The organism is Kitasatospora sp. NPDC101235, from assembly GCF_044767505.1.
In the GTDB taxonomy this organism is placed as follows: Bacteria; Actinomycetota; Actinomycetes; order Streptomycetales; family Streptomycetaceae; genus Kitasatospora.
On the sequence record NZ_JBIWNZ010000007.1, the window covers coordinates 198,266 to 221,751 of the forward strand.

The following is a 23,486-nucleotide window of genomic DNA, read 5'->3' on the forward strand; positions in this document are numbered from 1 at the left end:
GCGCTGCGCTAGCACGCCGGTTCGAGAATCAGCCGGGACTGCGTCGTCCCGGACGGCCGGTTTGATCCTCCGGCCGTCACCGTCGGTTAAGGGGATCGATGACCGATCTGGGCGGGGGCTACAACCCCCAGGGCGAGCCGTGGCACCCCGGTGATCCCGGGTACGACGGCCGGCAGCCGGTCCCCGGCCAGCAGGACGGCCAGTGGCAGCAGCAGTACCCGCAGCAGGGCCAGGCGGCCCAGCAGCCGTACGGGGACGTGCAGCAGGGGTACGCGCAGCAGCAGATGACGCCGCAGATGCAGCAGCAGATGATGGCGCAGCAGGGCTACCCGCAGCAGCAGGTGCCCCAGCAGCAGATGCAGCAGCAGGGCTTCCCGGGCGGTCAGCAGGGCTACCCGCAGCAGGTGCCGCAGCAGGGCTACCCCCAGCAGGGGTACGCGCAGCAGCAGCCGGTGCAGCAGGGCTACCCGCAGCAGCAGATGCCCCAGCAGCAGGCGCCGATGCAGCAGCAGGGCTACCAGCAGCAGGGTTTCCCCGGCGGCCAGCCGCAGGCGCCGCAGCAGCAGGTCCAGCCGCAGCAGCCGCCGCGGCAGCAGGCCCGGCCGCAGCAGGCCGCGGAGCCCGCGCCGGCCGCCGGCCCCGGCCCGGACGGGATCGACTGGGAGGCCGAGGCCGCCGCGCTGGAGGCCGGTGCCGACCCGGTGCGCGCCGCCCGCGAGGGCGGGAAGGACGAGTGGGACGGCCAGGAGGACGGCCGCCACGAGGACGACGGGTACCTCGACGAGCACGCCGAGGCCGGGGAGGCCGGCTTCCTCGGGGAGCAGGACGACTCCCGCGAGGCCCAGAAGAAGCGCAAGGAGAAGGGCAAGAAGTCGGGCCGCCGCAACGGCGGCGCCTGCCTGCTGGTCGCACTGGTGCTGCTCGGCGCCGTGGGCGGGGCCGGCTGGTGGGGCTACGGCTTCTGGCAGGACCACTTCGGCCCCGCGCCGGACTTCACCGGCGAGGGCACCGCCCCCGTCCAGGTCGAGGTCAAGAAGGGCGCGGTCGGCGGGCAGATCGGCCTGGCGCTGAAGAACGCCGGCGTGGTCAAGAGCGTCGACGCGTTCTCCGAGGCCTGCAAGGCCGAGCCCAAGTGCAGCACCATCCAGTACGGCTACTACGGGCTGAAGAAGGAGATGTCGGCCGCCTCCGCGCTCAAGGAACTGCTCAACCAGGCGGGCGGCGCGGCGATCGTGGTCCCGGAGGGCAAGAACTCCACCGAGATCTACACCCTGATCGACAGCAAGCTGAAGCTGCAGCCGGGCACCACGGCGGGCGTCGCCAAGGCCCAGGTCAACGACCTCGGCCTGCCGGCGTACGCGCAGGGCAACATCGAGGGCTTCCTCTGGCCGACCCGCTACAACATGGCCGAGGGCATGAAGCCCGAGGACCTGCTCAAGCAGATGGTGAAGAACGCCACCGAGAAGTACGCCAACCTGGACTCCCAGGCCGCCTCGGTGGGGCTGAAGACCGGCTACGAGGTGCTCATCGAGGCGAGCATCCTCCAGCGCGAGGGCAACAACCCGGAGGACTTCGCCAAGATGGCGAAGACCATCCAGAACCGGTTGGCCGCCGGCGGCGAGATCAACCACCGGCTCGGCATGGACACCACGCTCCAGTACTCGTTGGGCCGCAAGGAGCTCGACAAGAAGGACATGGACGACGCGTCCAACAAGTACAACACCTACATCAACCAGGGCCTGCCGCCCGGTCCGATCTCCAACCCCGGCGACGACGCGCTCAACGCGGTGCTGCACCCGGCGGACGGCAAGTGGCTGTACTTCATCGCGATGTCCCCGACCAGCACCCGGTTCGCCGAGACGAGCAAGGAGCACTACGCCAACGTCAAGGAGTTCTGCCTGGCGGCCGGCAACGGCTTCGACGAGACACGCGGCCACTGCACCACCAAGAAGTAGCCCCGGTCGGAAGACAGTTCACGGAGAGGCAGCGTTGACCAGCAAGCACCGGGCGGCCGTACTCGGCTCGCCGATCGCCCACTCGCTCTCGCCGGACCTGCACCGCGCCGCCTTCGCGGCGCTCGGGCTGGACGGCTGGCGCTACGACCGCTTCGAGGTCGACGAGGCCGGGCTGCCCGGGTTCGTCGCCGCCCTGGACGAGGCCGAGTGGGCCGGGCTGTCGCTCACCATGCCGCTGAAGCGGGCGGTCATCCCGCTGCTGGACGAGGTCAGCGCGACGGCCCGCGCGGTGGACGCGGTGAACACCGTGGTGTTCACCGCCGACGGCCGGCGCACCGGGGACAACACCGACGTTCCCGGTCTGGTCAACGCGCTGCGCGAGCGCGGGATCACCGAGGTGCCCGAGGCGGCCGTGCTGGGCGCCGGGGCCACCGCCTCCTCGGCGCTGGCCGCGCTCGCCCAGATCTGCACCGGCGAGGTGACGGTCTACGTGCGCAGCGCCGAGCGGGCCCGGGAGATGGCCGAGCTGGGCGAGCGGCTGGGCGTGGCCGTGCGCACCGCCGACTGGGAGCGCGGCGCGGAGGCGCTGGCCCGGCCGCTGACCGTCTCCACCACGCCGGTCGGTGCGACCGACGTCTTCGCCGACGCGCTGCCCGCCGAGCCGGGTGCGCTGTTCGACGTGCTGTACCACCCGTGGCCGACGGCGCTGGCCGCCGCCTGTGCCGGGCGCGGGGCGACCGTCCTGGGCGGGCTGGACCTCCTGGTGCACCAGGCGGTGCTGCAGAGCGAGGCCTTCACCGGGCGCACGCCCGGGCCGCTGGCGGCGATGCGCGAGGCGGGGGAGAAGGCGCTCGCCGGGCACTGAGCCCCGGCCGCGGACTCCGCCCTCCGGCGGGCTCCCGGGCCGTTCCCGGCCGGATCGTGGCCGGTTGCCGTCCGTCACGCGGACTGTGCCCCCAGGTGCTGCTGGGGCATGAAAGGATTCAGGCACAAGGCACGCCCGGGCGGGCCCCGGCGGTGCCGAGGTCCGGTCCGCTGATGAAGGAGCTCCGTTGGGTACGTTGCGCTGGCTGACGGCGGGGGAGTCGCACGGCCCCGCACTCGTCGCGACGCTGGAAGGCCTGCCCGCCGGTGTACCGGTCACCACCGACGTGGTGGCCGACGCGCTGGCGCGCCGCCGGCTCGGTTACGGCCGCGGGGCGCGGATGAAGTTCGAACAGGACGAGGTGACCTTCCTCGGCGGCGTCCGGCACGGTCTGACCATGGGCAGCCCGGTCGCGATCATGGTCGGCAACACCGAGTGGCCGAAGTGGGAGCAGGTCATGTCGGCCGACCCGGTCGACCCCGAGGTGCTGGCGGGCCTGGCCCGCAACGAGGCGCTCACCCGCCCCCGGCCCGGTCACGCCGACCTGGCCGGCATGCAGAAGTACTCGATCGAGGAGGCTCGGCCGATCCTGGAGCGCGCCAGCGCCCGTGAGACGGCCGCCCGGGTCGCGCTGGGCGCCGTCGCCCGCGCGTACCTCCGCGAGGTGGCCGGGATCGAGATCGTCAGTCACGTGGTCGAGCTGGCCGCCGCCAAGGCGCCGGCCGGCGTGCTGCCGCTGCCCTCGGACGAGGCCCGGCTGGACGCCGACCCGGTGCGCTGCCTGGACGCCGGGGCCTCGAAGGCGATGGTCGCCGAGATCGACCAGGCCCACAAGGACGGCGACACCCTGGGCGGCGTGGTCGAGGTGCTGGCGTACGGCGTGCCGGTGGGCCTCGGCTCGCACGTGCACTGGGACCGCCGGCTGGACGCGCGGCTGGCCGCCGCGCTGATGGGCATCCAGGCGATCAAGGGCGTCGAGGTCGGCGACGGCTTCGACCTGGCCCGGGTGCCGGGTTCCAAGGCGCACGACGAGATCGTCCCCACCCCCGAGGGCGTCAAGCGCACCTCCGGCCGCTCCGGCGGTACCGAGGGCGGCCTGTCCACCGGCGAGGTGCTGCGGGTGCGCGCCGCGATGAAGCCGATCGCCACCGTGCCGCGGGCGCTCAAGACCCTGGACGTGCGCACCGGCGAGCCGGCCAAGGCGCACCACCAGCGCTCGGACGTCTGCGCGGTGCCGGCCGCGGGCATCGTCGCCGAGGCGATGGTCGCGCTGGTGCTGGCGGACGCCGTGAACGAGAAGTTCGGCGGCGACAACGTCTCCGAGACCCGGCGCAACGTCCAGGGCTACCTCGACAACCTGATCGTCCGATAATGAGCGAGCGGCCAGAAGAAGGGGCCTCTTTGCGAAGCCACCGGCCGAGCGAAGCGAGGGCCGGGGGCAATTCGCCCGTTGTCGTGCTGGTCGGCCCGCCCGGCAGTGGCAAGTCCACCGTCGGGCGGGTCCTGGCCGAGCGCCTGGGTGTCGGCTTCCGGGACACCGACGCCGACATCGAGGCGACGGCCGGCAAGCCCATCCCGGAGATCTTCGTCGACGAGGGCGAGCCGCACTTCCGCACGCTGGAGACGGCCGCCGTGCGCGCGGCCGCCGAGGGGCACGACGGGATCCTGGCGCTCGGCGGCGGCGCGGTGCTGGCCGAGGCCACCCGCGCGCTGCTGCGCGAGCTGCCGGTGGTCTTCCTGGAGGTCCCGCTGGCCGACGCGGTCAAGCGGGTCGGCCTGGACGCCCCGCGCCCGCTGCTGGCCATCAACCCGCGGGCCCGCTGGCGCGAGCTGATGGAGGCCCGCCGCCCCCTCTACCTGGAGGTGGCCACCGCCGTGGTCGACACCGCCGGGCGCAGCCCGGAGCAGGTCGCGGACGCCGTACTGGAAGCACTGGAGCTGAAGACCCCCCATGACTGACACCACCGTCAGGATCCACGTCGGCGGCAGCGCCGGCCACGACCCGTACGACGTGCTGATCGGGCACCAGCTGCTCGGCGAGCTGGCGCCGCTGATCGGCGCCCGGGCGAAGCGGGTCGCGATCATCCACCCGGAGGCGCTGGCCGCCACCGCCGACGCGATCCGCGAGGACCTGCTCGGCGAGGGCTACGAGGCCATCGCGCTCCAGGTGCCCAACGCCGAGGACGCCAAGAGCGCCGAGGTCGCCGCGTACTGCTGGTCGGTGCTCGGGCAGACCGGCTTCACCCGCAGCGACGTCATCGTCGGCCTCGGCGGCGGCGCCACCACCGACCTGGCCGGCTTCGTCGCCGCCACCTGGCTGCGCGGGGTGCGCTGGATCTCCATGCCCACCACGCTGCTCGGCATGGTCGATGCGGCGGTCGGCGGCAAGACCGGCATCAACATCGCCGAGGGCAAGAACATGGTCGGCGCGTTCCACCCACCGGTGGGCGTGCTGGCGGACCTCGGCACCCTGGAGACCGTGCCCAGGCACGACTACGTCTCCGGCCTGGCCGAGGTCATCAAGTGCGGCTTCATCGCCGACCCGGCCATCCTCGACCTGATCGAGGCCGACCCGGAGGGCGCCAAGTCGCCGGCGGGGCCGCACACCGTCGAGCTGATCCGCCGGGCCATCCAGGTCAAGGCCGACGTGGTCTCCGGGGACCTCAAGGAATCCGGGCGGCGCGAGATCCTCAACTACGGCCACACCCTCGGCCACGCCATCGAGCGCAACGAGCGGTACAAGTGGCGGCACGGCGCGGCGATCTCCATCGGCATGGTCTTCGCCGCCGAACTCGGCCGCCTGGCCGGGCGGTTGGACGACGAGACGGCCGACCGGCACCGCACCGTGCTGGCCTCGGTCGGTCTGCCGCTGAGCTACCGGGCGGACGCTTGGCCGAAGCTGCTGGACGCGATGAAGATCGACAAGAAGTCGCGCGGCGACCTGATCCGCTTCATCGTGCTGGACGGCCTGGGCAAGACCTCCGTGCTGGAGGGCCCCGACCCGTCGCTGCTGGTCGCGGCGTACGCGGAGGTCTCCGCGTGACCAGGGTGATGGTCCTCAACGGCCCCAACCTGGGCCGGCTGGGCAGCCGCGAGCCGGACGTCTACGGCGCCACCTCGTACGCCGGACTGGTCGAGCGCTGCACCGCGCTGGGCAAGGAGTTCGGCTTCGAGGTCGAGGTGCACGAGACCAACTCCGAGCAGCAGATGGTGGAGTGGCTGCACGAGGCGGCCGACGGCCGGGTGCCGGTGGTGATCAACCCCGGTGCGTTCACGCACTACTCGTACGCGATGCGGGACGCCGCGGCGCAGCGCACCGCGCCGCTGATCGAGGTGCACATCTCCAACCCGTACGCCCGGGAGACCTTCCGGCACACCTCGGTGATCGCCGCGGTGGCCTCCGGCACCATCGCCGGATTCGGGCTGGGCTCCTACGAGCTGGCACTGCGCGCGCTGGCCGAGCAGCTCACCACCCGCTGAGGGTACGGGCGGTGGCCCGGCGGCGGACTGTGCCCGCTGCCGGGCCGCCGTGTAGTGTCCCCGCTGAAAGGTGTCGGGAGGTGCCGTGACGCAGTACGCCGGAGGCGGGCAGGTCCCGCCGCGTCCTGTCGCTCCGCCGGTGCCGCCGGGGGGCGGTACACGGGGGACGTCCTCGGGGGCGCCGGTCTCCCCTCCGCCGGTCCGCCCGGCGCCCGCTGCTCCCACCGCCCCCACCGCTCCCGGGCCCACCGGCCCCGGGCCCGCCGCTCGTCGGGCTCCGGCCTCCGCGGCCGCTTCGGCGCCGAGCGCGCCGGTGCCCGCCGGGGGCACCGGGCACTTCGTGCTGCCGTCCGGCGCACCCGTCCAGCTGCCCACCCACCCGCCGCAGCACCAGGCGCCCACCGGGCCGATCGCCGTCCTGCTGATCGGACCGGCCGGGGCCGGAAAGACCACCGTCGCCCGCCACTGGGCCGAGCGGCGGCCCACCCCGACCGCGCACATCAGCCTGGACGACGTCCGCGAGTGGGTGCAGTCCGGCTTCGCCAACCCGCAGGCCGGCTGGAACAACTCCGCCGAGGCGCAGTACCGGCTGGCCCGCCGCACCTGCGGCTTCGCCTGCCGCAACTACCTGGCCAACGGCATCTCCTGCATCATCGACGACGCCGTCTTCCCGGACCGCCCGGCGATCGGCCTCGGCGGCTGGAAGCGGCACATCGGCCCCGGCATGATCCCGGTCGTGCTGCTGCCCAGCCTGGACTCGGTGCTGCGCCGCAACGCCCGGCGCAGCGGCAACCGCCGCCTCGGGGACGAGGAGGTGGCCCGCATCCACGGGCGGATGGCCGGCTGGTACAACTCCGGGCTGCCGATCATCGACAACTCCTACCTGGACGTCGCCGGGACGGCCGCCGAGCTGGACCGCGTCATCCTGGCCCGGCTGATGGGCATTCCGGTCCGCTGACCTGCGGCGTCGCGGAGCTGTCGGAGCCGGCTGCGATGATGGACGGGTCCAGTCGAAGCGCCCGGAGGAGCTGACGCCCGTGCCCGAAGGCCACATCATCCACCGCCTCGCCGCCGAGAACCGGAAGGCCTTCGGTGGCCGCCCGGTGCGGGTCTCCAGCCCGCAGGGCCGGTTCGTGGACGAGGCCAAGGTGATCGACGGGCAGCTGCTCAGCGGCGCGGAGGCCACCGGCAAGCACCTCTTCCTCGGCTTCGAGGAGGGCGCCTGGGTGCACGTCCACCTCGGCCTCTACGGCGGCTTCACCTTCGGCACCGGCCCGGCGCCCGCGCCGGTCGGGCTGGTCCGGCTGCGGCTGGAGAACGAGTACGGCTACGCCGACCTGCGCGGTCCCAACACCTGTGCGCTCGTCACCGAGGACCAGAAGGCCGCCGTCGCCGCCCGGCTGGGCCCCGACCCGCTGCGCGCCGACGCCGACCCGGAGGCCGCCTGGCGCCGGATATCGGGCAGCCGGACGACCGTCGCCGCGCTGCTGATGGACCAGAAGGTGCTGGCCGGGGTGGGCAACGTCTACCGGGCCGAGGTGCTGTTCCGCCACGGTATCGACCCGCACCGGGCCGGGCGCGACCTCACCCGCCGCGAGTGGGACGTGATCTGGGCCGACCTGGTCGCCCTGATGCGCGAGGGCGTCACCGCCGGCCGGATCGACACCGTCCGTCCCGAGCACACCCCCGAGGCGATGGGCCGCCCGCCCCGGGTCGACGACCACGGCGGCGAGGTGTACGTCTACCGGCGGGCCGCCATGCCCTGCCTGGTCTGCGGCACCGAGGTGCGGACGGAGGAGCACGCCGCCCGCAACCTCTTCTGGTGTCCGACCTGCCAGGCGGTGTGAGCGGGGCCCGGCCCCGTGTCGTGGGAAGCCCTCTGACCTGCGACGATGGACGTCGTGCGCGCCGAGCCGCGTGCCCCTGTCCGCACTGCCACGTGTGAACGTGGAGCGAAAGGAAGTCCCATGATCTTCATTACGGTCAAGTTCCCGGTCCGCCCCGAGCGCGCCGGCGACTGGCTGAGCCTGGTCGACGAGTTCACCCGGGCCACCCGCCGCGAGCCCGGCAACCTCTTCTTCGAGTGGTCCCGCAGCGTCGACGACCCCAACGAGTTCGTCCTGGTCGAGGCGTTCCGCGACGGCGACGCGGGCAAGGAGCACGTGGAGTCCGCGCACTTCGCCAAGGCCATGGAGGAACTGTCGTACGCGGTGGCCGCCAAGCCGCGGATCGTCTCGACCGAGATCCCCGGCCTGGACGGCTGGGCGGAGATGGGCGAGATCACCCCCCGGTGACACCCGAGGGCCCCTCCGGCCGGGTGCCCAGCCCGTAGGCTGGGGCCGACCGGCCGGAGGGAGCAGGCGGATGGAACGGCACGAGGTGGCCAACACCGTGTCAGGTGCCACGGTGGGCGGCCACGTGGTGCAGGCCCGGGACATCGGATCGGTGCACTTCCACGATCGGGAGCCGCTGCCGAGGCCGCATCAGATCCGGCCTCCGCACGGTCCCTTCGTCAACCGGGAGCCGGAACTCGCCGCGCTCACCGAGGTCTTGGGCCGGGTCGAGGAGGGCGGACTCGGGGTCGTGGTCTTCACCGGCCTCGGTGGGGTCGGGAAGACCGAGCTGATCGCCAAGTTCACCGAGGACCACCGGGAGCACTTCCCGGGCGGGGACCTCTACGCCGACCTGGAGGCCTACCGGCACCAGGGCGGGGTGGACCTCCCCGAGCTGCTGGCCGGCTTCCTCCGGGCCCTCGGCGCCGAACCGCCGGCGGTGGAGGCCGAGCGGTTCACGGCCTTCCGCACCGCCACCGCCGAACGCCGGTGCCTGTTCTTCCTGGACAACGTCGAGCATGCCGCGGAGGTCCGCGCACTGCTCCCGTCCAGCGGGCTGGTGGTGGTCGCGAGCCGGCGGCGGTTGCCCGCGCTGCGGACGGACGGCGCGGAGGTGCGCCGGCTCGGGCCGCTGAGCGCGGCGGCGGGCGCCGAACTGGTGCGCGGCTGGGTGGGCTCCGGGCGGGGCACCGACGGGGAACTGGCGGAACTGGTCGAGCTGTGCGGCGGGCTGCCGCTCGCGCTGAACGCGGTCGGGAGCCAGCTGCTGGACCGGGACAGCCTGCCGGTCGGCCGGGTGGTGGCCGAACTGCACGACCGGGAGGGCGGGTTGGCGGTGCTGGAGGACGAGGAGAACGATCTCGGCGCGACGTACGACCTGGTCTACGAGCGGCTGTCGGCCGAGGGGCGGGCGCTCTACCACCTGATCGGCGTGCACCCCGGCCCCTTCGTGTCCGCCGAACTGGCACGTGCGGTCGGCGTCGAGCGGGCCGAGCGGGCGATCAAGGAGCTGCGCGGCGTCCACCTGCTGGACGAGGTGGTGGACGACGACGACCGCGAGAACCGCTTCCGGGCCCACGACGTGGTGCGGCTGCACGCCTACGGTCGGACGCGGGAGCTGTCCGACCGCGGGGGACTCCTCGCCGGCGTCGTCGCGTACTACCGGGGCCGGGCGTCGGTCGCCGACCGCGCGATGGCCAGGAAGCGGCTGCGTCTGCAGGACCGGAGCGGTGACGGCCTGCCCGGCTTCCCCTCCGGGACCGCTGCCCTGGAGTGGCTGTACGCCGAACGCGCCAACTTCCGTGCGGTGGTGGAGGAGGCGGCTGCGCAGGGGTGGCACGGCGAGGTGTGGCGGCTCTGCGAGTCGCTCTGGCTGCTCTACCACGGCCGGAAGCTCTACCAGGACTGGATCGCGACCCACCGGCTCGGCATCGAGTCCGCCCAGTGGGACAACCGGCCGGACGCCGTGGTCCGGATGCGCAACCAGCTCGCCCGCGCCCACCACGAGCGCAAGGAGTACCGGCTCGCCGCCGAGCAGTTGGCGCTCGCCACGGAGCAGGTGCCGTTGGTGACCGACCGTCAGGTGGTCGGGGTGCTCTACGAGACCGACGGCCTGCTCTGCCTGGCCGACGGCCGCCCGGGCGACGCGGTGGAGCGGTTCACGCTGGCCCTGGCGGAGAACCGGGGCGACGACCACGGCGAGATCGTCCAGAGCTACAACCTGGCGCAGGCGCTGATCGCCGACGGGCGCGCCGAGGAGGCGCTGACCGTGCTGACCGGGGCCACCGGGCGGGCCGTGGCCACCGGGGACGACGACATGCTGATGAAGCTGCCGCTGGTCCGCGCCCGGGCCCACCGGGCGCTCGGGCAGCTGGACCTCGCCGTCGCTCACGCGGAGGACTGCGCCCGGCAGGCCGAGAGGCGGAGCCAGTACGCGAAGGAGGCGCAGGCGCACACCCTGCTCCTCACCCTCGCCGAGGAGCTGGACGACGCGGGGCTGGCCGAGCGCAGCCGCGAGCGGCTGCGGCAACTGTCGGGTTAGGGCCCCGTCCGGAAGGACACCCGGGTGTGGTGCCGGCCGGTGCGGACGGTGAGCCCGTGCTCGGGCAGGCCGGCCGGGTCACCGCCGTCGGCGAGCCAGCAGGCCACGGCGGAGCCGAGCAGCAGCGGGTCGATGCCGGGGTCGGGACAGCCCCAGTCCGGTTCGGCGCGGGCCTCCAGCAGCAGGCCGGTGCGCAGCCGGAGCAGGTGGCGGGCCGGGCCGAGGGCGGCCACCGCGACGGCGAGGCCGGGGAGTTCGGCGGTGGTGTCGGCGAGCCAGCGGGTGGCGGGGCGTTCGGCGTGCACCTCGGTGCGGGCGAGGACCTCCGCGGTGTAGCGCAGGGCGTCGCCCGGGTGTTCGTCGGTCAGGGCGTGGAAGCCGCGCGGGGTGTGGTCGTTCGGGTCGAAGGGGTAGCGCCGGAGGCTGACGTCCGTGCCCTCGCTCGTGCCCTCGACGTCGTACGCGGTGGGCCCCTCGGTGGCCGCGGGGCATGGAACGGGCTTGGGGTAGGGCAGGAGGGCCGGTTCGTCCCGGGGTTCGTCCAGCCCCTCCAGGAAGGAGTAGAGCAGCGGGCGCAGCAGCCGGGCGGACTCGCCGCGGTGGGCGAGCGATCGGCCGGTGATGTCGCTCAGGTCGGCCGGGTCCTGGGCCAGGACCAGTTCGAGTTGGGCGGCGAGGTCCCCGTCCGGGTCGAGGAGGGGTGCGGCCTGGCCGAAGGCGTAGCCGGGGGAGCGCGGGTCGAGTTCGGCGGCGCCGGTGGCGACGAGCACGGTGCGGTGGTCCAGGGCGGCGCCGTAGACGGTGACCGAGCCGTGGTCGCCGATCACGCAGTCGGCGGCGACGAGTGCGGCCTGCCAGCCCTGGTGGGGCGGGATCAGACGCAGGCCCATCCGGCGGGCGTCGTCGAGCAGCGCCTCGGGGTCGTGGCGGCTCCACACGTTGGGGTGCAGGACGACGGCCACCGTGTACTCGTCGGCGGGCAGTTGGCGGACCAGCCGCTGGGGCAGGTCGGGACGGCGGCCGAATAACGAGTGCTCGCTCCAGGTGGAGCTGACGACGACGAGCCGTCGGCCGCCGGTGGCGCCGAGCGCGGCGCGGTAGCCGTCGCGGGAGCGCCGACTGCCGAGCATCCGGTCGAAGCACGGGTCGCCGACCACCTTGGCGACGTCGAGCGCCTCGGGGCAGGAGACCCGTAGCCGGTCCAGCTGTTCGGGGTGGGAGAGGCCGAGGACGTCCACGAACACCCGCCCGTGGTGGGTGAGTTCGTTGCGGGACAGGCCGGCGGCGCTGATCGTGTCGCCGGTGGACTCGGTGACCAGGCGGTTGTAGCCGGCGCCGTGCGGGAGGACGACGAGGCGGGCGTCCAGGCGGTGCATGGAGGAGTGGACGGCGCAGGCGACGGCCAGGTCGAAGTGGCGGCGGACGGCGTCCTCCCAGTCCAGCACGGTGAAGCCGGGCAGGCCGTGGAGGTACTCGTCGAGGGCGCGGTCGGCGAAGGCGGAACCGGGGTTGACGGTGAAGTAGAGGTCGATGCCGTGCGGGCCCAGCAGGGAGAGGACGTCCAGGACCCGGGTGGCGGAGGTGAGGGTGCGGGCGACCGCCAGCACGCGGGCCTTGACCGGGTCGGTGTTCCAACGGTCGGCGGGCCAGGCGTGGGGGTGGGACGGCACGTCATGATCGTACTGGCAGGGGCCGCCTCCGGCGCGTCGCGTCCTTCCCGGGAACCGGCGGGCCCGGGAAGGAGTCAGCCCGCGGCCGCGCTGGGTTCGTGGTGCTCGGCGGCGGCGCACTCGTCAAGGAGGGGGCGCATGGCCTCGTCCACGAGCCGGTAGCGCACCACTCGTCCGTCCCGGTCGCCGGTGACCACGCCGGCCGTGCGGAGCAGCCGCAGTGCCTGGGAGACGGCGGGGTCGCGCATGCCGGTGGCGACCGCGAGGTCGGTGACGGCGAGCGGGCCGGCCCGGTGGAGGGCGAGCAGCAGGGCGAGCCGCCCGGGGTCGGCGAGCAGGGAGAACCGCTCGGCCCAGGACCGGACGTGCGCGGGGTCGCCGATCGCGGCGATGGCCTCGCAGACCCGGTGCCCGTCGATGGTGCGGTGGCCCGCGCGGTCGGCCGGTACGAGATGCATGCGGACATTCTTGCAGGCGCTCCCCTGTGATCCTGGACACCTGCGCAGGTGCGCAGCCTTGCACGGGTCGTGCCCGGCCCCTACGGTGTAGCCCGCCGTGGTGCTCGGGAAGACCGGTGACGGACCCTCAGGGGTCCCAGCCCGGAGCGGCCCTCGCCACTGTGATCGGGTCGTTCCTCCGCCTGCGGAGGAACGTCGTCCGTACCCACGGAGCCACTGGGCGCCTCGCGCGCCTGGGAAGGCGGGTACGGGCGTCCCGTAAGCCAGGAGACCGGCCACGGCATCTCACGAGGTTTTCCACGAGGTGCTGGAGCGTGATCCGCAGATGACCCTGCCCGAAACCGTTGCTGCCGGGGCGAAGACGGCCCCTTCCGTCCTGCCCGCCTTCAGATGGCGGCGCGAGGACACCGTCCGTACGGCCGGGTTGATGGTGGTGATCCTGGCCATGCACGTGGTGGCCTTCGGGACGCTGATCTTCCTGGTCGCACCCGAGAAGTACGCGGTCGGCACCCAGGTCTTCGGGGTGGGCCTGGGCATCACCGCGTACACCCTCGGCATGCGGCACGCCTTCGACGCCGACCACATCGCGGTGATCGACAACACCACCCGCAAGCTGATGGCGGACGGCAAGCGGCCGGTCTCGGTGGGCTTCTGGTTCGCCCTCGGACACTCCTCGATGGTGGTGCTGATGGCCGCCCTGGTGGCGGGCGGCGCGCAGCTGGCGAACACGCTGATGGACGACGAGTCGACCACCCACAAGTGGCTCGGGATGGTCGGTACGACGGCCTCCGGCGCGTTCCTCTACCTGATCGGCGCACTCAACCTGGCGGCACTGCTCGGCATCCTCAAGGTGTTCCGGGCGATGCGGGCCGGGCGGTTCGACGAGAAGGAGCTGGAGGCGCACCTCGACTCGCGCGGCTTCATGGCCCGGGTGCTGAACCGGGCGACCCGTTCGATCACCCGGCCCGGGCAGATGTTCCCGGTGGGCATGGTGCTGGGCCTGGGCTTCGACACCGCGACCGAGGTCACCCTGATGGTGATGGCCGGCTCGGGCGCGGCCTCCGGCCTGCCCTGGTACGCGATCGTCTGCCTGCCGCTGCTGTTCGCGGCCGGGATGAGCCTGTTCGACACCCTGGACGGGACGTTCATGAACTTCGCGTACCAGTGGGCCTTCGCCAATCCGGTCCGGAAGGTGTACTACAACCTGACCATCACTGGTCTGTCGATCGCGGTGGCCTTCATCATCGGCACCATCGAGCTGGTCGGAGTGCTGCACGAGAAGCTCGATCTGACCGACCCGGTCACCGGGTTCATCGCGGACATCTCGCTGGACAACGTCGGCTACGCCATCGCCGGGCTGTTCGTGGTGGTCTGGGCGATCGCGATCGGGTACTGGAAGCTGGCCCGGGTCGAGCAGCGCTGGACGCCCGAGAACTCGTGACTCAGGTGGCCGCGAGCAGCAGCGTGCCCGCGACGGCGAGCCCGGCGCCGACCGTCTGGACCGGGCGCAGCCGCTCCTTGAACACCCCGCGCGCCATCAGTGCGGTGACGACCGGGTAGAGCGAGGAGAGGACGGCGGCCACGGCGGCCGAGCCGCGGTGCGAGGCCATCGCGTAGACCCCGTTGGCGGCGACGTCGGCGAGCCCGGTCGCGGTGAGCGCGGGCAGCTGCGCCCGTATGCCGGGCAGCAGCTCGGCCGTCCCGCCGGAGCGGCGCAGCCCGGCCAGCAGGACGGCGCCGCCGACGGCCACGTTGCACACCCGCTGGACGCACAGCACCAGCAGCAGGCCGCCACCGGTGGAGGCGTGGGCGATCAGGGCCATCACGGTGCCGAAGCCGAAGGCGGCGGCGACGGTGAGCAGCAGCGCCTTGCGGGCCGCACGCGGCCCGCCGCGCTCGGGGCCGGCGGCCAGCACCACGCCGACCACCGCGACCGCGATCCCGGCGACCTGGCCGAGGCCGGGCCGGTCGCCCAGGGCGAGGCCGACGCCCACCGGCACCGCGACGCCGACGGTGGTGAGCGGGGAGATCACGCCCATCGGGCCGAGGGCGAGGGCGCGGTAGAAGGCGAGCACCGCGAACGGGCCGATCACCCCGGCGGCGACCGCCCACCAGAGCGCCGGGGTGGCGTCGGTCCAGCCGCCGGTGGCCAGGACGGCGGCGAGCAGCACGGCGGCGGCCGTCGCCTGGGAGGCGACCACCACGGTGAGTGCGGGCAGTCGTCGGGCGAGCGCGCCGCCGCCGAAGTCGGCGACGCCCCAGAGCAGGCTGGCGGCGAGGGCGAGCAGGGCGGTCACCGCGAGGCCCCGCAGATCGAGGACAGCACAATGCACTCCGAAGTACAGTCGGATGGACTCGTTGTCGAGACGGCAGCGTAGTGCAATGAACTGAACTTGCCGAAGAATATTTTGTACTGTTTCAGCCAGTGGACACCGGAGGACTGCCCGCGTGCCGGACCCCGACCTCGTCTCCCGGGCGCTCGCCCACAACCTCAAGCGGCTGCGCACCGAGCGCGGCCACACCCTGGACGCCCTCGCCGCCCGCTCGGGGGTGAGCCGCGGCATGATCGTCCAGATCGAGCAGGGCCGTACCAATCCGAGCGTGGCCACCGTGGTCCGGCTCGGCGACGCGCTCGGCGTCTCGATCGCCACGCTGCTCGACTACGAGAAGGGCCCGGACGTCCGGATCGTGCCCGGTGACCAGGCCGTGCCGCTGTGGACCGGGCCGTCCGGCGGGACCGGCACCCTGCTGCACGGGATCGAGGCGCCCGGGCCGCTGGAGCTGTGGGAGTGGCGGATGGAGCCGGGCGAGGAGTACTCCTCCGAGCCGCACCCGGCCGGGACGGTGGAGATCGTCCGGGTCGACGAGGGGGAGCTGACCCTGGTCCACGACGGCACGGACCATCCGGTGCCGGCCGGTGGCACGGTCTCCTTCGACGCCTCGTACGCGCACGTCTACCGCAACGCGGGGGAGCGGGTGCTGCGGCTGACCATGGTGGTCTCCGTCCCGCCGCCGCGCTGAGCCGTCGAGCGGACGCGGCGGCGCCTCCCCGGGCTCGGGGAGGCGCCGTTCGGGTGTGCGGGGTCAGCGCTCCTCGCGGAAGTCGACGTGCCGGCCGGCCGCCGGGTCGTACTTGCGCAGGACCATCCGGTCCGGGTCGTTGCGGCGGTTCTTGCGGGTCACGTACGTGAAGCCGGTGCCGGCGGTGGAGCGGAGCTTGATCACCGGGCGCAGTTCGCTGCGGGCCATCGGGCGTCCTCCTGGGTCCTGGGTGTCGGGTCTCGGGCGTCGGCCGGGGCCGTACACCGAAATGGAAGTCGTTTTCGTGCGGTGAGAACGCGAGCCCGGCCCTGCCCATTCCCGGATGCCGGGGAGCGCCCGTGTCCGCCCACTGTCGGCCCACCGGCCGCCGGCCCGGCTTCGGCAGCGCGATCCCGCGCTGCGGCGGGGCCCGCTCGACCCGGACGAGTGGTGAACGGGTGGTGACGGACGGTGAGGGGTGGGCGCCGCCGAGGGGTGCGGGGCCCTCGGTGTGCGGCGCGTGGGGGAGCGGGGGCCACGGCGCGTGTCCGAGAGTGACGGCGCGGTCGCGCAGGGGGCGCGCAAGGGGCACCGGGGGTTCTGTCGGGGGTGCTCGGCGGGCGGTTCGGGCCGGGGGTTCGTAGGCTCGACGCATGGCGGATGCGTACGCGGGGCGGCGGGAGCGGGTGAGGGAGCACTGCAGTGCGGCCGGGGCCGACGCAGCGCTGATCACCCGCGCGGCGAACGTGCGGTACCTGACGGGCTGCGCGCCCTGCGGGGCGAGCCTGCTGCTGACCAGGGAACGGGCGCTGCTCGCGCTGCCGGACGACCTGCCGCCGGACGACTCCGGGGAGCACCTGATCGCTCCGGACGTCACCCGGATGCCGGTGGCGGCCGGTTCGGACACCGCGCTGGCCGCCGCGGCCGCGGCCGTACGGGCCGGGGTGTCGGGCCTGGCGGTGGAGGAGCACGACCTGACCGTCAGCCGGCACCGGGCGGTGGGGGGCCGCTCCGAGGGGGCCCGGCTGGTGGACCTCGGGCAGACGGTCGAGCGGCTGCGGGTGATCAAGGACGAGCGCGAGATCGCCGACCTGCGGATCGCCGCCGAGATCGCCGACCAGGCGCTCGGCGAGCTGCTGGAGTCGATCCTGGTCGGCCGCACCGAGCGGCACCTGGCGATGGAGCTGGAGCGCCGGATGATCGACCACGGCGCCGACCGGGCGGCCTTCCCGGTCTCGGTCGGCACCGGCAGCCACTCCGGCCAGGCCGCCCACCAGCCGACCGACCGCCGGGTGGAGGAGGGCGACTTCCTGACCGTGGTGATGGGCGCCCAGTACCGCGGCTACGGCGTCTCCACCGCCCGCACCTTCGTGATCGGCGCCACCCCCGCGCCCTGGCAGGTGGAGCTGCACCGGCTGGTCTTCCGGGCCCAGCGGGCAGGGCGGGAGGCGCTCGGACCAGGGGTGGAGCAGTGCGTACCCGACCGGGCGGCCCGGCAGGTCCTGGAGGCGGCCGGCCACACCGAGGCCTCCCCGCGCCCGGTGGGCCACGGCATCGGGCTGGAGATCCGGGAGGCGCCGCGCCTCGGTCCGTCGGACATGGGTAAACTGGACAGCCGCGTACCGGTCACCGTCGGCCCAGGGGTCCACCTCCCGGGCAAGGGCGGGGTCCGGATCGAGGACACGCTCGTCGTGCGCCCCCTCGAAGAGGGCGGGCCCGAGCTGCTCACCATCACCACCAAGGAGCTCCTCGCCCTGTGACCGCGGCCTCCCGACGGCCGTCGGCGGCAGGACGCAACCCCTTGGTTCCTTGACAGCTATATCCAGGAGTAAGTGCGCCCGTGGCTTCCACGAACGATCTCAAGAACGGCATGGTCCTCAAGCTGGAGGGCGGCAAGCTCTGGTCCGTCGTCGAGTTCCAGCACGTCAAGCCCGGCAAGGGCCCGGCCTTCGTGCGGACCAAGCTCAAGGAGGTCCTGACCGGCAAGGTCGTCGACAAGACCTTCAACGCGGGCACCAAGGTCGAGACCGCCAACGTCGACAAGCGCGGCATGCAGTTCTCGTACAAGGACGGCGAGAACTTCGTGTTCATGGACATGGACACCTACGACCAGCTGACCATCGAGCCGGCCGTCGTCGGCGACGCCGCCAAGTACCTGCTGGAGGGCTTCGAGGCCCTGGTCGCGCAGAACGAGGGCTCGGTCCTGTACATCGAGCTCCCGGCCGCCGTCGAGCTGGTCATCTCCGAGACCGAGCCGGGCGTCCAGGGCGACCGCTCCACCGGTGGCACCAAGCCGGCCACCCTGGAGACCGGTGCCGAGATCCAGGTCCCGCTGTTCGTCGTCACCGGCGACAAGGTCAAGGTCGACACCCGCGACGGCAGCTACCTCGGCCGGGTGAAGTAAGTCCGTGTCGGCCGCACGCAGCAAGGCCCGGACCCGGGCCTTCCAGATCCTCTTCGAGGCCGACCACCGCGGGGTGGACCCGCAGCAGGTCCTTGCCGACTGGGTGGCCCGCGCCCGCGAGCCCAGGCCCGACGAGGGCACCCCGCAGGTCGGTGAGTACACCATGGAGCTCATCGAGGGGTACGTCCAGCACGCCCGCCGCATCGACGACCTGATCGAGCAGTACGCCGTGGGCTGGACGCTCGACCGGATGCCGATCGTGGACCGCAACGTCCTGCGGCTCGGTGCGTACGAGCTGATCTGGGAGGACGGCGTCCCGGACGCCGTCGTCCTGGACGAGGCCGTCGAGATCGCCAAGGAGTTCTCCACGGACGACTCTCCGGCCTTCGTCAACGGCATGCTCGCCCGCTTCCTCGAACTGAAGCCGAGCATCCGCCGGTAGCAGGTCGACCCCGTGGACGGCCGTCGGACCCGAGCAGGTGTCCGGCGGCCGTTCCGCGTTTCACCCGGGCGGCGTAAGGTGAGGGACTACTCGTCAGTAACTTGACGTCCGGAGCCACGCGTGAAGGCAGGTCCCCACATGACCACGGCGATCCGCAGCGAGTTCGACCAGGGCATCGCCCTGACCAGGCACCCCGAGGAGGCCGGCCGCTACGAGGCCGAGCTCGGCGCCGGCTGGCAGATCGGCGGCGGGGTGAACGGCGGACTGCTGCTCGCGGTGGCCGGACACGCGCTGTCGCTGGAGCACGGCACCCACCCGGACCCGGTGTCGATCAGTGGTTACTACCTGTCCGCCTCCGTTCCCGGCCCGGCCACCGTCCGCACCGAGGTGCTGCGCACCGGCCGCGGGCTGTCCACCGGCACCGCCTCGCTCAGCCAGGACGGCGTCGAGCGGCTGCGCGTGGTGGCCAGCCACGGCGACCTCGCCGACGCCGACGGCGAGGTGCGCACCACCGCGCAGCCGCCGCAGCTGCCGCCGCCGGACCAGTGCATCGGCGTCGAACACGCGCCCAAGGAGCTGATCGCCCAGGCCGCCCTGTTGGAGCGGTTCGACCTGCGGCTGGACCCGGCCACCGTCGGCTGGGCGCTCGGACAGCCCTCCGGCAACGGGCGGATCCAGGGCTGGTTCCGGCTCGCCGACGGCCGCGAGCCCGACCCGCTGCTGCTCCTGCTGGTCGCCGACGCGCTGCCGCCGGTCACCTTCGACCTCGGCCTGCCGGGCTGGGCGCCCACCATCGAGCTGACCGTCCACCTGCGCGCCAAGCCCGTGCCCGGCTGGCTGCGGGTCACCCACGCGACCCGCAACCTGGCCGGGGGCTACTTCGAGGAGGACGCGGAGGTCTGGGACGAGTCGGGCCGGCTCGTCGCGCAGTCCCGCCAGCTGGCCCGGGTGCCGCGGTAGGCCGGGCAGCAGTGCTATTACCGGTGGTTACATTCCTGTGACACGCCGTACGTGTGCGGCGCGCGCGGATGGGGAGGAAGACGGTCAGCGGCGAGCTCGCCGCTGACCGTCAACGATGACCCGACCGCCGAAGCCAGGAGCCATCCCGTGAGCGAGCGCAGCGAGCGAACAGTCGACAGGCGCGTGTGGGCGAATGCCCCTGCCGAGCGCTGCGAGGTGGGCGCATGAGCGAGCGCAGCGAGCGAACAGTCGACAGGCGCGTGTGGGCGAATGCCCCTGCCGAGCGCAGCGAGGTGGGCGCATGAGTCACCTGGGGCGTGCCCGCCGCAACTCCGACTGCACCGCCGGCGGCTCGCGGCCCGCGGTACGGGCGTCGCACCGGCCGCGGCGGGCCGAGGGTGCCGAGCAGGCGTTCGTCATCGGGGTGCTCACCAACGCCGCCGACTTCGCCCGGGCCCGTGCCTGGGGGATCTCCGACGCCCCCGACCACGAGCGCTACCTGGCCGACACCGCCGAGCTGCTGGCCGAGGCGCTGGAGCGGTTCGACACCGTCCGGGCCCGGATGTTCCACCCGCAGGACTTCGAGGAGTTCTGCGTGCTGCACGGGCTGGACCCGGCCGAACCCGCCGCCCGCGACCGCTACCTGGTCAACCCGGCCCTGCAGAGCCAGCTGCTCGCGTACCAGGGCGAGGAGCTGGCCGGGGACTTCGTGCCGCGCCTGGTGCGCGCCCGGGAGAACGGGCTGACGCTCTGCCACGCCGACCTGCTGCTCGACGGGGGCCTGCACGGGGGCGCGGGCGCGCCCGACGAGGCGCACGTCGCCTGGGTGCGCGCCGCCTACCAGCGCGGGGGCGAGGTGTTCCGGCGGATGCTGGTCGGCGCGGGCGCCGGCGTGTACGAGCTGCGCCTGCGGGTGGACGCGCCCGGCGGGGCGCTGACCGCGGCGGCGCGGGTGCTCCAGTGGGAGGACGGCGTGGTCCGGATCAACGACGAGGACCTGGAGCTGGTCTGCGCGGTCCTGTGCACCGGGCTGGCCCTGGAGCTGCCGGGCGTCGCGGTGCTGCACGGCTCGCAGGGAACGGCCGCCTCCTGCGGGGAGTACCTGCCGGCCTCCTGGGCCTGGTCGAGCGTCGGGCAGGAGTGGGCGCCGGCCGACCGGCCGGTCCGGCTGGACGGCGTGGCGGCGCAGCCCGGCTACAGCCTGGGGACGGTCTGCTGACGCCCGTGCCGCCCCGGGGTGGTCTGCCCACGCCGCGGCGCGGCCCCCGATCCGGGGAGCCGCGCCGTGACGTTTCTGCTTGCCAGCACTACGGAAACGAGTGCTGGATCGTGCCTGGATCCGCTGGCCGGAGCCGATGCGGTGAGCCTCAGCTCGCGTCCTCCTCGCGCACCGCACGGCGCGCGTCGGGGTTCAGCACGCCCCACGAGATCAGCTGCTCGGTGAGGATCGACGGCGACTGGTCGTAGATGACGGCCAGGGTGCGCAGGTCGTCCTGGCGGATCGACAGCACCTTGCCGTTGTAGTCGCCGCGCTGGCTCTGGATGGTCGCTGCGTAGCGCTGCAGCGGGCCGGCCTTCTCGGAGGGGACCTGGGTCAGTCTCTCCAGGTCGAGGACCAGGCGCGGCGGCGGCTCGGCCGCACCGCCGGGCGTGCCGCCGGGCAGCAGCTCCTGCACCGGGACGCCGTAGAACTCCGCCAGTTCGGCCAGCCGCTGCACGGTGACCGCACGGTCACCACGCTCGTACGAACCGACGACGACTGCCTTCCAGCGCCCCTGGGACTTCTCCTCGACACCGTGCAGGGAGAGCCCCTGCTGAGTGCGGATCGCTCGGAGCTTGCCTCCGAGTTGCTTCGCGTAGTCGCTGGACATTGATCTCCCCGGACGAGATTGCTTCGCGTTCAGTGGTGGGTCACGGGCGATTGCCGACGCCGTTACCGGTGGGTCCGACGTCCGTCTCGTAACTCACTGTGAGGTTACGTAGAGTAAGGTAGCTGCGTCAAGCCGAATGGGGCAGTCGTGCGAATGGCCCGCATCGTCGGCGCGTCCGGAGTGTTAACCCGGGGAAGCGGAATGATGGACGTCTGTTTGCGATCCGGCGCGCTGGTAGAATGACTAAAGCCCGCGCCCCGTCGGCGGGGGCCATCCCAGACATCCTTTAAGGCCCGTCCCGTGAGGCGGGGAAGGAGGTCCGCTTCGGCATGACCACACACCACGAACCGACGCCCCGGCCACCGCACCAGGTGCTGGACGGCACGGACATCGCCCGGGTCGTCACCCGGATAGCGCACGAGATCGTCGAGCGCGCCAAGGGCGCGGAGGACGTCGTGCTGCTCGGCATCCACACCAGGGGCGTTCACCTCGCCCGCCGCCTGCACGGCCGGCTGGCCCAGATCACCGGGCGCGAGATCCCGCTGGGCACCCTGGACATCACCATGTACCGGGACGACCTGCGGCTGAAGCCCGCCCGCGCCCTGGAGCACACCGAGATCCCGCCCGGCGGCATCGACGGCAAGCTCGTCATCCTGGTCGACGACGTGCTCTTCTCCGGCCGCACCATCCGCGCCGCGCTCGACGCTCTGAACGACATCGGCCGCCCGCGCGCCGTCCAGCTCGCCGTCCTGGTCGACCGAGGCCACCGCGAGCTGCCGATCCGCGCCGACTACGTGGGCAAGAACCTCCCCACCTCGCTGCGCGAGGCCGTGCAGGTGCGCCTGTCCGACAGCGACGGCGTGGACGCCGTCCTGGTCGGGGACCGCGACTTCACCGCTACGTCGCGCTCCGCGCGCAATGAACAGGGCTCGCAGGCCATGGCAGCCAAGCCGTCCGAACCGCACCTCCCGGAGTAACCCGCGTGAAGCGCCACCTCGTCTCCGCCGCCGATCTCAGCCGCGACGACGCGCTGCTGATCCTGGACACCGCCGAGGAGCTGGCCCAGCTCTCCGGCCGGGCCGTCAAGAAGCTGCCCACGCTGCGCGGCCGCACCGTCGTCAACCTGTTCTTCGAGGACTCCACCCGGACGAAGACCTCCTTCGAGGTCGCCGAGAAGCGCCTGTCGGCCGACGTCATCAACTTCTCCGCCAAGGGCTCCTCGGTCTCCAAGGGCGAGAGCCTCAAGGACACCGCGCTGACCCTCCAGGCGATGGGCGCCGACGCGGTGGTCATCCGCCACCACGCCTCCGGCGCGCCGGCCCGGCTGGCCCAGTCCGACTGGCTGCACGGCAGCGTGATCAACGCCGGTGACGGCACCCACGAGCACCCCACCCAGGCGCTGCTCGACGCCTTCACCATGCGCCGCCACCTCAACCCGGGCGCCGGCCACGACCTGGACGGCCGCCGGGTGACCATCGTGGGTGACGTCCTGCACAGCCGGGTCGCCCGCTCCAACGTCCACCTGCTGAACACCCTCGGCGCGCAGGTCACCTTCGTCGCCCCGCCCACGCTGCTGCCGATCGGGGTCGAGAACTGGCCCTGCGAGATCAGCTACGACCTGGACAGCGTGCTGCCCAAGACGGACGCGCTGATGATGCTGCGGGTGCAGCGCGAGCGGATGAACGCCGCGTTCTTCCCGACCGAGCGCGAGTACAGCCGCCGCTACGGCATGAACGGCCGCCGGATGGCCCAGCTGCCGGACCACGCCATCGTGATGCACCCCGGCCCGATGGTCCGCGGCATGGAGATCACCGCCGAGGTCGCCGACTCGCCGCGCTGCACCGCGGTCGAGCAGGTCGCCAACGGCGTCTCCGTCCGGATGGCCGTCCTCTACCTGCTGCTCGGCGGCGCCGTCTTCGCCGACGCGCCTGCCGACACCCCCCGTACCGACTCCGTGGAGACCGCCCAGTGAACGAGAGCAGCGAG

General features: G+C 73.1%; 24 protein-coding genes and 1 riboswitch. Of the genes, 19 read left to right on the forward strand and 5 right to left on the reverse strand.

What is annotated here, in order from left to right:
* The first annotated feature begins 98 nt into the window (after positions 1-98).
* The 10 genes from mltG (at position 99) to ACIRRH_RS14745 (ending at position 10,674) form a co-directional block, all read left to right on the forward strand.
* Positions 99-1,955, forward strand: a complete 1,857-nt coding sequence (mltG, locus tag ACIRRH_RS14700) for an endolytic transglycosylase MltG (RefSeq protein WP_403066567.1) — start codon at positions 99-101, stop codon at positions 1,953-1,955.
* Between the two features lie 34 nt (positions 1,956-1,989).
* On the forward strand, positions 1,990-2,820 hold the full coding sequence (locus ACIRRH_RS14705; RefSeq protein ID WP_403066569.1) for a shikimate dehydrogenase: 831 nt from the start codon (positions 1,990-1,992) through the stop codon (positions 2,818-2,820).
* 187 nt (positions 2,821-3,007) lie between these two features.
* Positions 3,008-4,192, forward strand: coding sequence for a chorismate synthase (gene aroC / locus ACIRRH_RS14710; protein ID WP_403066571.1), 1,185 nt, complete (start codon positions 3,008-3,010; stop codon positions 4,190-4,192).
* Entirely contained in the window at positions 4,192-4,779 is a 588-nt protein-coding gene (locus ACIRRH_RS14715) for a shikimate kinase (protein WP_403066573.1), read from the forward strand. The genes aroC and ACIRRH_RS14715 overlap by 1 nt, the downstream gene beginning before the upstream one ends.
* Positions 4,772-5,863, forward strand: a complete 1,092-nt coding sequence (gene aroB / locus ACIRRH_RS14720) for a 3-dehydroquinate synthase (protein WP_224284020.1) — start codon at positions 4,772-4,774, stop codon at positions 5,861-5,863. The genes ACIRRH_RS14715 and aroB overlap by 8 nt, the downstream gene beginning before the upstream one ends.
* Before the next feature lie 8 nt (positions 5,864-5,871).
* The gene (gene aroQ, locus ACIRRH_RS14725) at positions 5,872-6,300 is read left to right on the forward strand and encodes a type II 3-dehydroquinate dehydratase (protein ID WP_224284021.1); all 429 of its coding nucleotides are present in this window, start codon (positions 5,872-5,874) and stop codon (positions 6,298-6,300) included.
* Between the two features lie 85 nt (positions 6,301-6,385).
* Positions 6,386-7,258: an AAA family ATPase gene (locus ACIRRH_RS14730; RefSeq protein ID WP_403066575.1), complete on the forward strand. Its 873-nt coding sequence runs from the start codon at positions 6,386-6,388 to the stop codon at positions 7,256-7,258.
* Positions 7,259-7,337: 79 nt separating this feature from the next.
* Positions 7,338-8,147 carry an Fpg/Nei family DNA glycosylase gene (locus ACIRRH_RS14735; protein WP_403066577.1) on the forward strand — a complete coding sequence of 270 codons (810 nt, stop codon included), beginning with the start codon at positions 7,338-7,340 and terminating at the stop codon, positions 8,145-8,147.
* A gap of 120 nt (positions 8,148-8,267) precedes the next feature.
* On the forward strand, positions 8,268-8,594 hold the full coding sequence (locus ACIRRH_RS14740; RefSeq protein ID WP_403066578.1) for a putative quinol monooxygenase: 327 nt from the start codon (positions 8,268-8,270) through the stop codon (positions 8,592-8,594).
* Positions 8,595-8,664: 70 nt separating this feature from the next.
* The gene (locus ACIRRH_RS14745; protein WP_403066580.1) at positions 8,665-10,674 is read left to right on the forward strand and encodes an AAA family ATPase; all 2,010 of its coding nucleotides are present in this window, start codon (positions 8,665-8,667) and stop codon (positions 10,672-10,674) included.
* Here ACIRRH_RS14745 and ACIRRH_RS14750 read toward each other — a convergent pair.
* The gene (locus ACIRRH_RS14750) at positions 10,671-12,344 is read right to left on the reverse strand and encodes a hypothetical protein (protein ID WP_403066582.1); all 1,674 of its coding nucleotides are present in this window, start codon (positions 12,342-12,344) and stop codon (positions 10,671-10,673) included. The genes ACIRRH_RS14745 and ACIRRH_RS14750 overlap by 4 nt on opposite strands.
* A 74-nt stretch (positions 12,345-12,418) precedes the next feature.
* Complete coding sequence (locus ACIRRH_RS14755; protein WP_224276672.1) at positions 12,419-12,802, reverse strand: metalloregulator ArsR/SmtB family transcription factor; 384 nt, start codon at positions 12,800-12,802, stop codon at positions 12,419-12,421.
* A gap of 81 nt (positions 12,803-12,883) precedes the next feature.
* A riboswitch (cobalamin riboswitch) is annotated at positions 12,884-13,097 on the forward strand.
* Positions 13,098-13,127: 30 nt separating this feature from the next.
* On the opposite strand from ACIRRH_RS14755, the gene ACIRRH_RS14760 reads away from it, so the two are divergent.
* On the forward strand, positions 13,128-14,243 hold the full coding sequence (locus ACIRRH_RS14760; RefSeq protein WP_403066585.1) for a HoxN/HupN/NixA family nickel/cobalt transporter: 1,116 nt from the start codon (positions 13,128-13,130) through the stop codon (positions 14,241-14,243).
* Position 14,244: 1 nt separating this feature from the next.
* Here ACIRRH_RS14760 and ACIRRH_RS14765 read toward each other — a convergent pair whose 3' ends face one another.
* Positions 14,245-15,099, reverse strand: a complete 855-nt coding sequence (locus tag ACIRRH_RS14765; protein ID WP_403066587.1) for an EamA family transporter — start codon at positions 15,097-15,099, stop codon at positions 14,245-14,247.
* 151 nt (positions 15,100-15,250) lie between these two features.
* On the opposite strand from ACIRRH_RS14765, the gene ACIRRH_RS14770 reads away from it, so the two are divergent.
* The gene (locus ACIRRH_RS14770; protein ID WP_403066589.1) at positions 15,251-15,823 is read left to right on the forward strand and encodes a helix-turn-helix domain-containing protein; all 573 of its coding nucleotides are present in this window, start codon (positions 15,251-15,253) and stop codon (positions 15,821-15,823) included.
* 63 nt (positions 15,824-15,886) lie between these two features.
* Here the strand turns inward: ACIRRH_RS14770 and rpmG are convergent, their stop codons facing one another.
* A complete protein-coding gene (gene rpmG / locus ACIRRH_RS14775; RefSeq protein ID WP_030056206.1) occupies positions 15,887-16,051 on the reverse strand; it encodes a 50S ribosomal protein L33 in 165 nt (54 codons plus the stop codon).
* Between the two features lie 425 nt (positions 16,052-16,476).
* Here rpmG and ACIRRH_RS14780 point away from each other — a divergent pair, with 425 nt between their 5' ends.
* The 5 genes from ACIRRH_RS14780 to ACIRRH_RS14800 all read left to right on the forward strand — a co-directional run bounded on the left by ACIRRH_RS14780 (position 16,477) and on the right by ACIRRH_RS14800 (position 20,848).
* The gene (locus ACIRRH_RS14780) at positions 16,477-17,583 is read left to right on the forward strand and encodes a Xaa-Pro peptidase family protein (RefSeq protein WP_224276677.1); all 1,107 of its coding nucleotides are present in this window, start codon (positions 16,477-16,479) and stop codon (positions 17,581-17,583) included.
* An 80-nt stretch (positions 17,584-17,663) separates the two neighbouring features.
* Positions 17,664-18,227, forward strand: a complete 564-nt coding sequence (gene efp / locus ACIRRH_RS14785) for an elongation factor P (RefSeq protein ID WP_224276679.1) — start codon at positions 17,664-17,666, stop codon at positions 18,225-18,227.
* 4 nt (positions 18,228-18,231) lie between these two features.
* Positions 18,232-18,669 carry a transcription antitermination factor NusB gene (gene nusB / locus ACIRRH_RS14790; RefSeq protein WP_403066592.1) on the forward strand — a complete coding sequence of 146 codons (438 nt, stop codon included), beginning with the start codon at positions 18,232-18,234 and terminating at the stop codon, positions 18,667-18,669.
* A gap of 138 nt (positions 18,670-18,807) precedes the next feature.
* Positions 18,808-19,629 (forward strand): thioesterase family protein, encoded by an 822-nt coding sequence (locus ACIRRH_RS14795; RefSeq protein WP_403066594.1) that lies wholly within the window; start codon positions 18,808-18,810, stop codon positions 19,627-19,629.
* A gap of 301 nt (positions 19,630-19,930) precedes the next feature.
* Entirely contained in the window at positions 19,931-20,848 is a 918-nt protein-coding gene (locus ACIRRH_RS14800) for a hypothetical protein (protein WP_403066596.1), read from the forward strand.
* A 148-nt stretch (positions 20,849-20,996) separates the two neighbouring features.
* Here the strand turns inward: ACIRRH_RS14800 and ACIRRH_RS14805 are convergent, their stop codons facing one another.
* Positions 20,997-21,500: a transcriptional regulator gene (locus ACIRRH_RS14805; protein ID WP_030056198.1), complete on the reverse strand. Its 504-nt coding sequence runs from the start codon at positions 21,498-21,500 to the stop codon at positions 20,997-20,999.
* Positions 21,501-21,829: 329 nt separating this feature from the next.
* On the opposite strand from ACIRRH_RS14805, the gene pyrR reads away from it, so the two are divergent.
* Positions 21,830-22,477 (forward strand): bifunctional pyr operon transcriptional regulator/uracil phosphoribosyltransferase PyrR, encoded by a 648-nt coding sequence (pyrR, locus tag ACIRRH_RS14810; protein WP_403066598.1) that lies wholly within the window; start codon positions 21,830-21,832, stop codon positions 22,475-22,477.
* A 5-nt stretch (positions 22,478-22,482) separates the two neighbouring features.
* Entirely contained in the window at positions 22,483-23,472 is a 990-nt protein-coding gene (locus tag ACIRRH_RS14815) for an aspartate carbamoyltransferase catalytic subunit (protein ID WP_403066600.1), read from the forward strand.
* The last annotated feature ends 14 nt before the right edge of the window (positions 23,473-23,486 follow it).

What these genes read in the sequence shown, in the direction of transcription:
- mltG (WP_403066567.1), top strand. Translation starts at nt 99, where the DNA reads ATGACCGATCTGGGCGGGGGCTACAACCCCCAGGGCGAGCCGTGGCAC.
- ACIRRH_RS14715 (WP_403066573.1), top strand. Translation starts at nt 4,192, where the DNA reads ATGAGCGAGCGGCCAGAAGAAGGGGCCTCTTTGCGAAGCCACCGGCCG.
- aroB (WP_224284020.1), top strand. Translation starts at nt 4,772, where the DNA reads ATGACTGACACCACCGTCAGGATCCACGTCGGCGGCAGCGCCGGCCAC.
- aroQ (WP_224284021.1), top strand. Translation starts at nt 5,872, where the DNA reads ATGGTCCTCAACGGCCCCAACCTGGGCCGGCTGGGCAGCCGCGAGCCG.
- ACIRRH_RS14740 (WP_403066578.1), top strand. Translation starts at nt 8,268, where the DNA reads ATGATCTTCATTACGGTCAAGTTCCCGGTCCGCCCCGAGCGCGCCGGC.
- ACIRRH_RS14745 (WP_403066580.1), top strand. Translation starts at nt 8,665, where the DNA reads ATGGAACGGCACGAGGTGGCCAACACCGTGTCAGGTGCCACGGTGGGC.
- ACIRRH_RS14755 (WP_224276672.1), bottom strand. Translation starts at nt 12,802, where the DNA reads ATGCATCTCGTACCGGCCGACCGCGCGGGCCACCGCACCATCGACGGG.
- ACIRRH_RS14760 (WP_403066585.1), top strand. Translation starts at nt 13,128, where the DNA reads ATGACCCTGCCCGAAACCGTTGCTGCCGGGGCGAAGACGGCCCCTTCC.
- rpmG (WP_030056206.1), bottom strand. Translation starts at nt 16,051, where the DNA reads ATGGCCCGCAGCGAACTGCGCCCGGTGATCAAGCTCCGCTCCACCGCC.
- ACIRRH_RS14780 (WP_224276677.1), top strand. Translation starts at nt 16,477, where the DNA reads ATGGCGGATGCGTACGCGGGGCGGCGGGAGCGGGTGAGGGAGCACTGC.
- ACIRRH_RS14795 (WP_403066594.1), top strand. Translation starts at nt 18,808, where the DNA reads ATGACCACGGCGATCCGCAGCGAGTTCGACCAGGGCATCGCCCTGACC.
- ACIRRH_RS14800 (WP_403066596.1), top strand. Translation starts at nt 19,931, where the DNA reads ATGAGTCACCTGGGGCGTGCCCGCCGCAACTCCGACTGCACCGCCGGC.
- ACIRRH_RS14805 (WP_030056198.1), bottom strand. Translation starts at nt 21,500, where the DNA reads ATGTCCAGCGACTACGCGAAGCAACTCGGAGGCAAGCTCCGAGCGATC.
- pyrR (WP_403066598.1), top strand. Translation starts at nt 21,830, where the DNA reads ATGACCACACACCACGAACCGACGCCCCGGCCACCGCACCAGGTGCTG.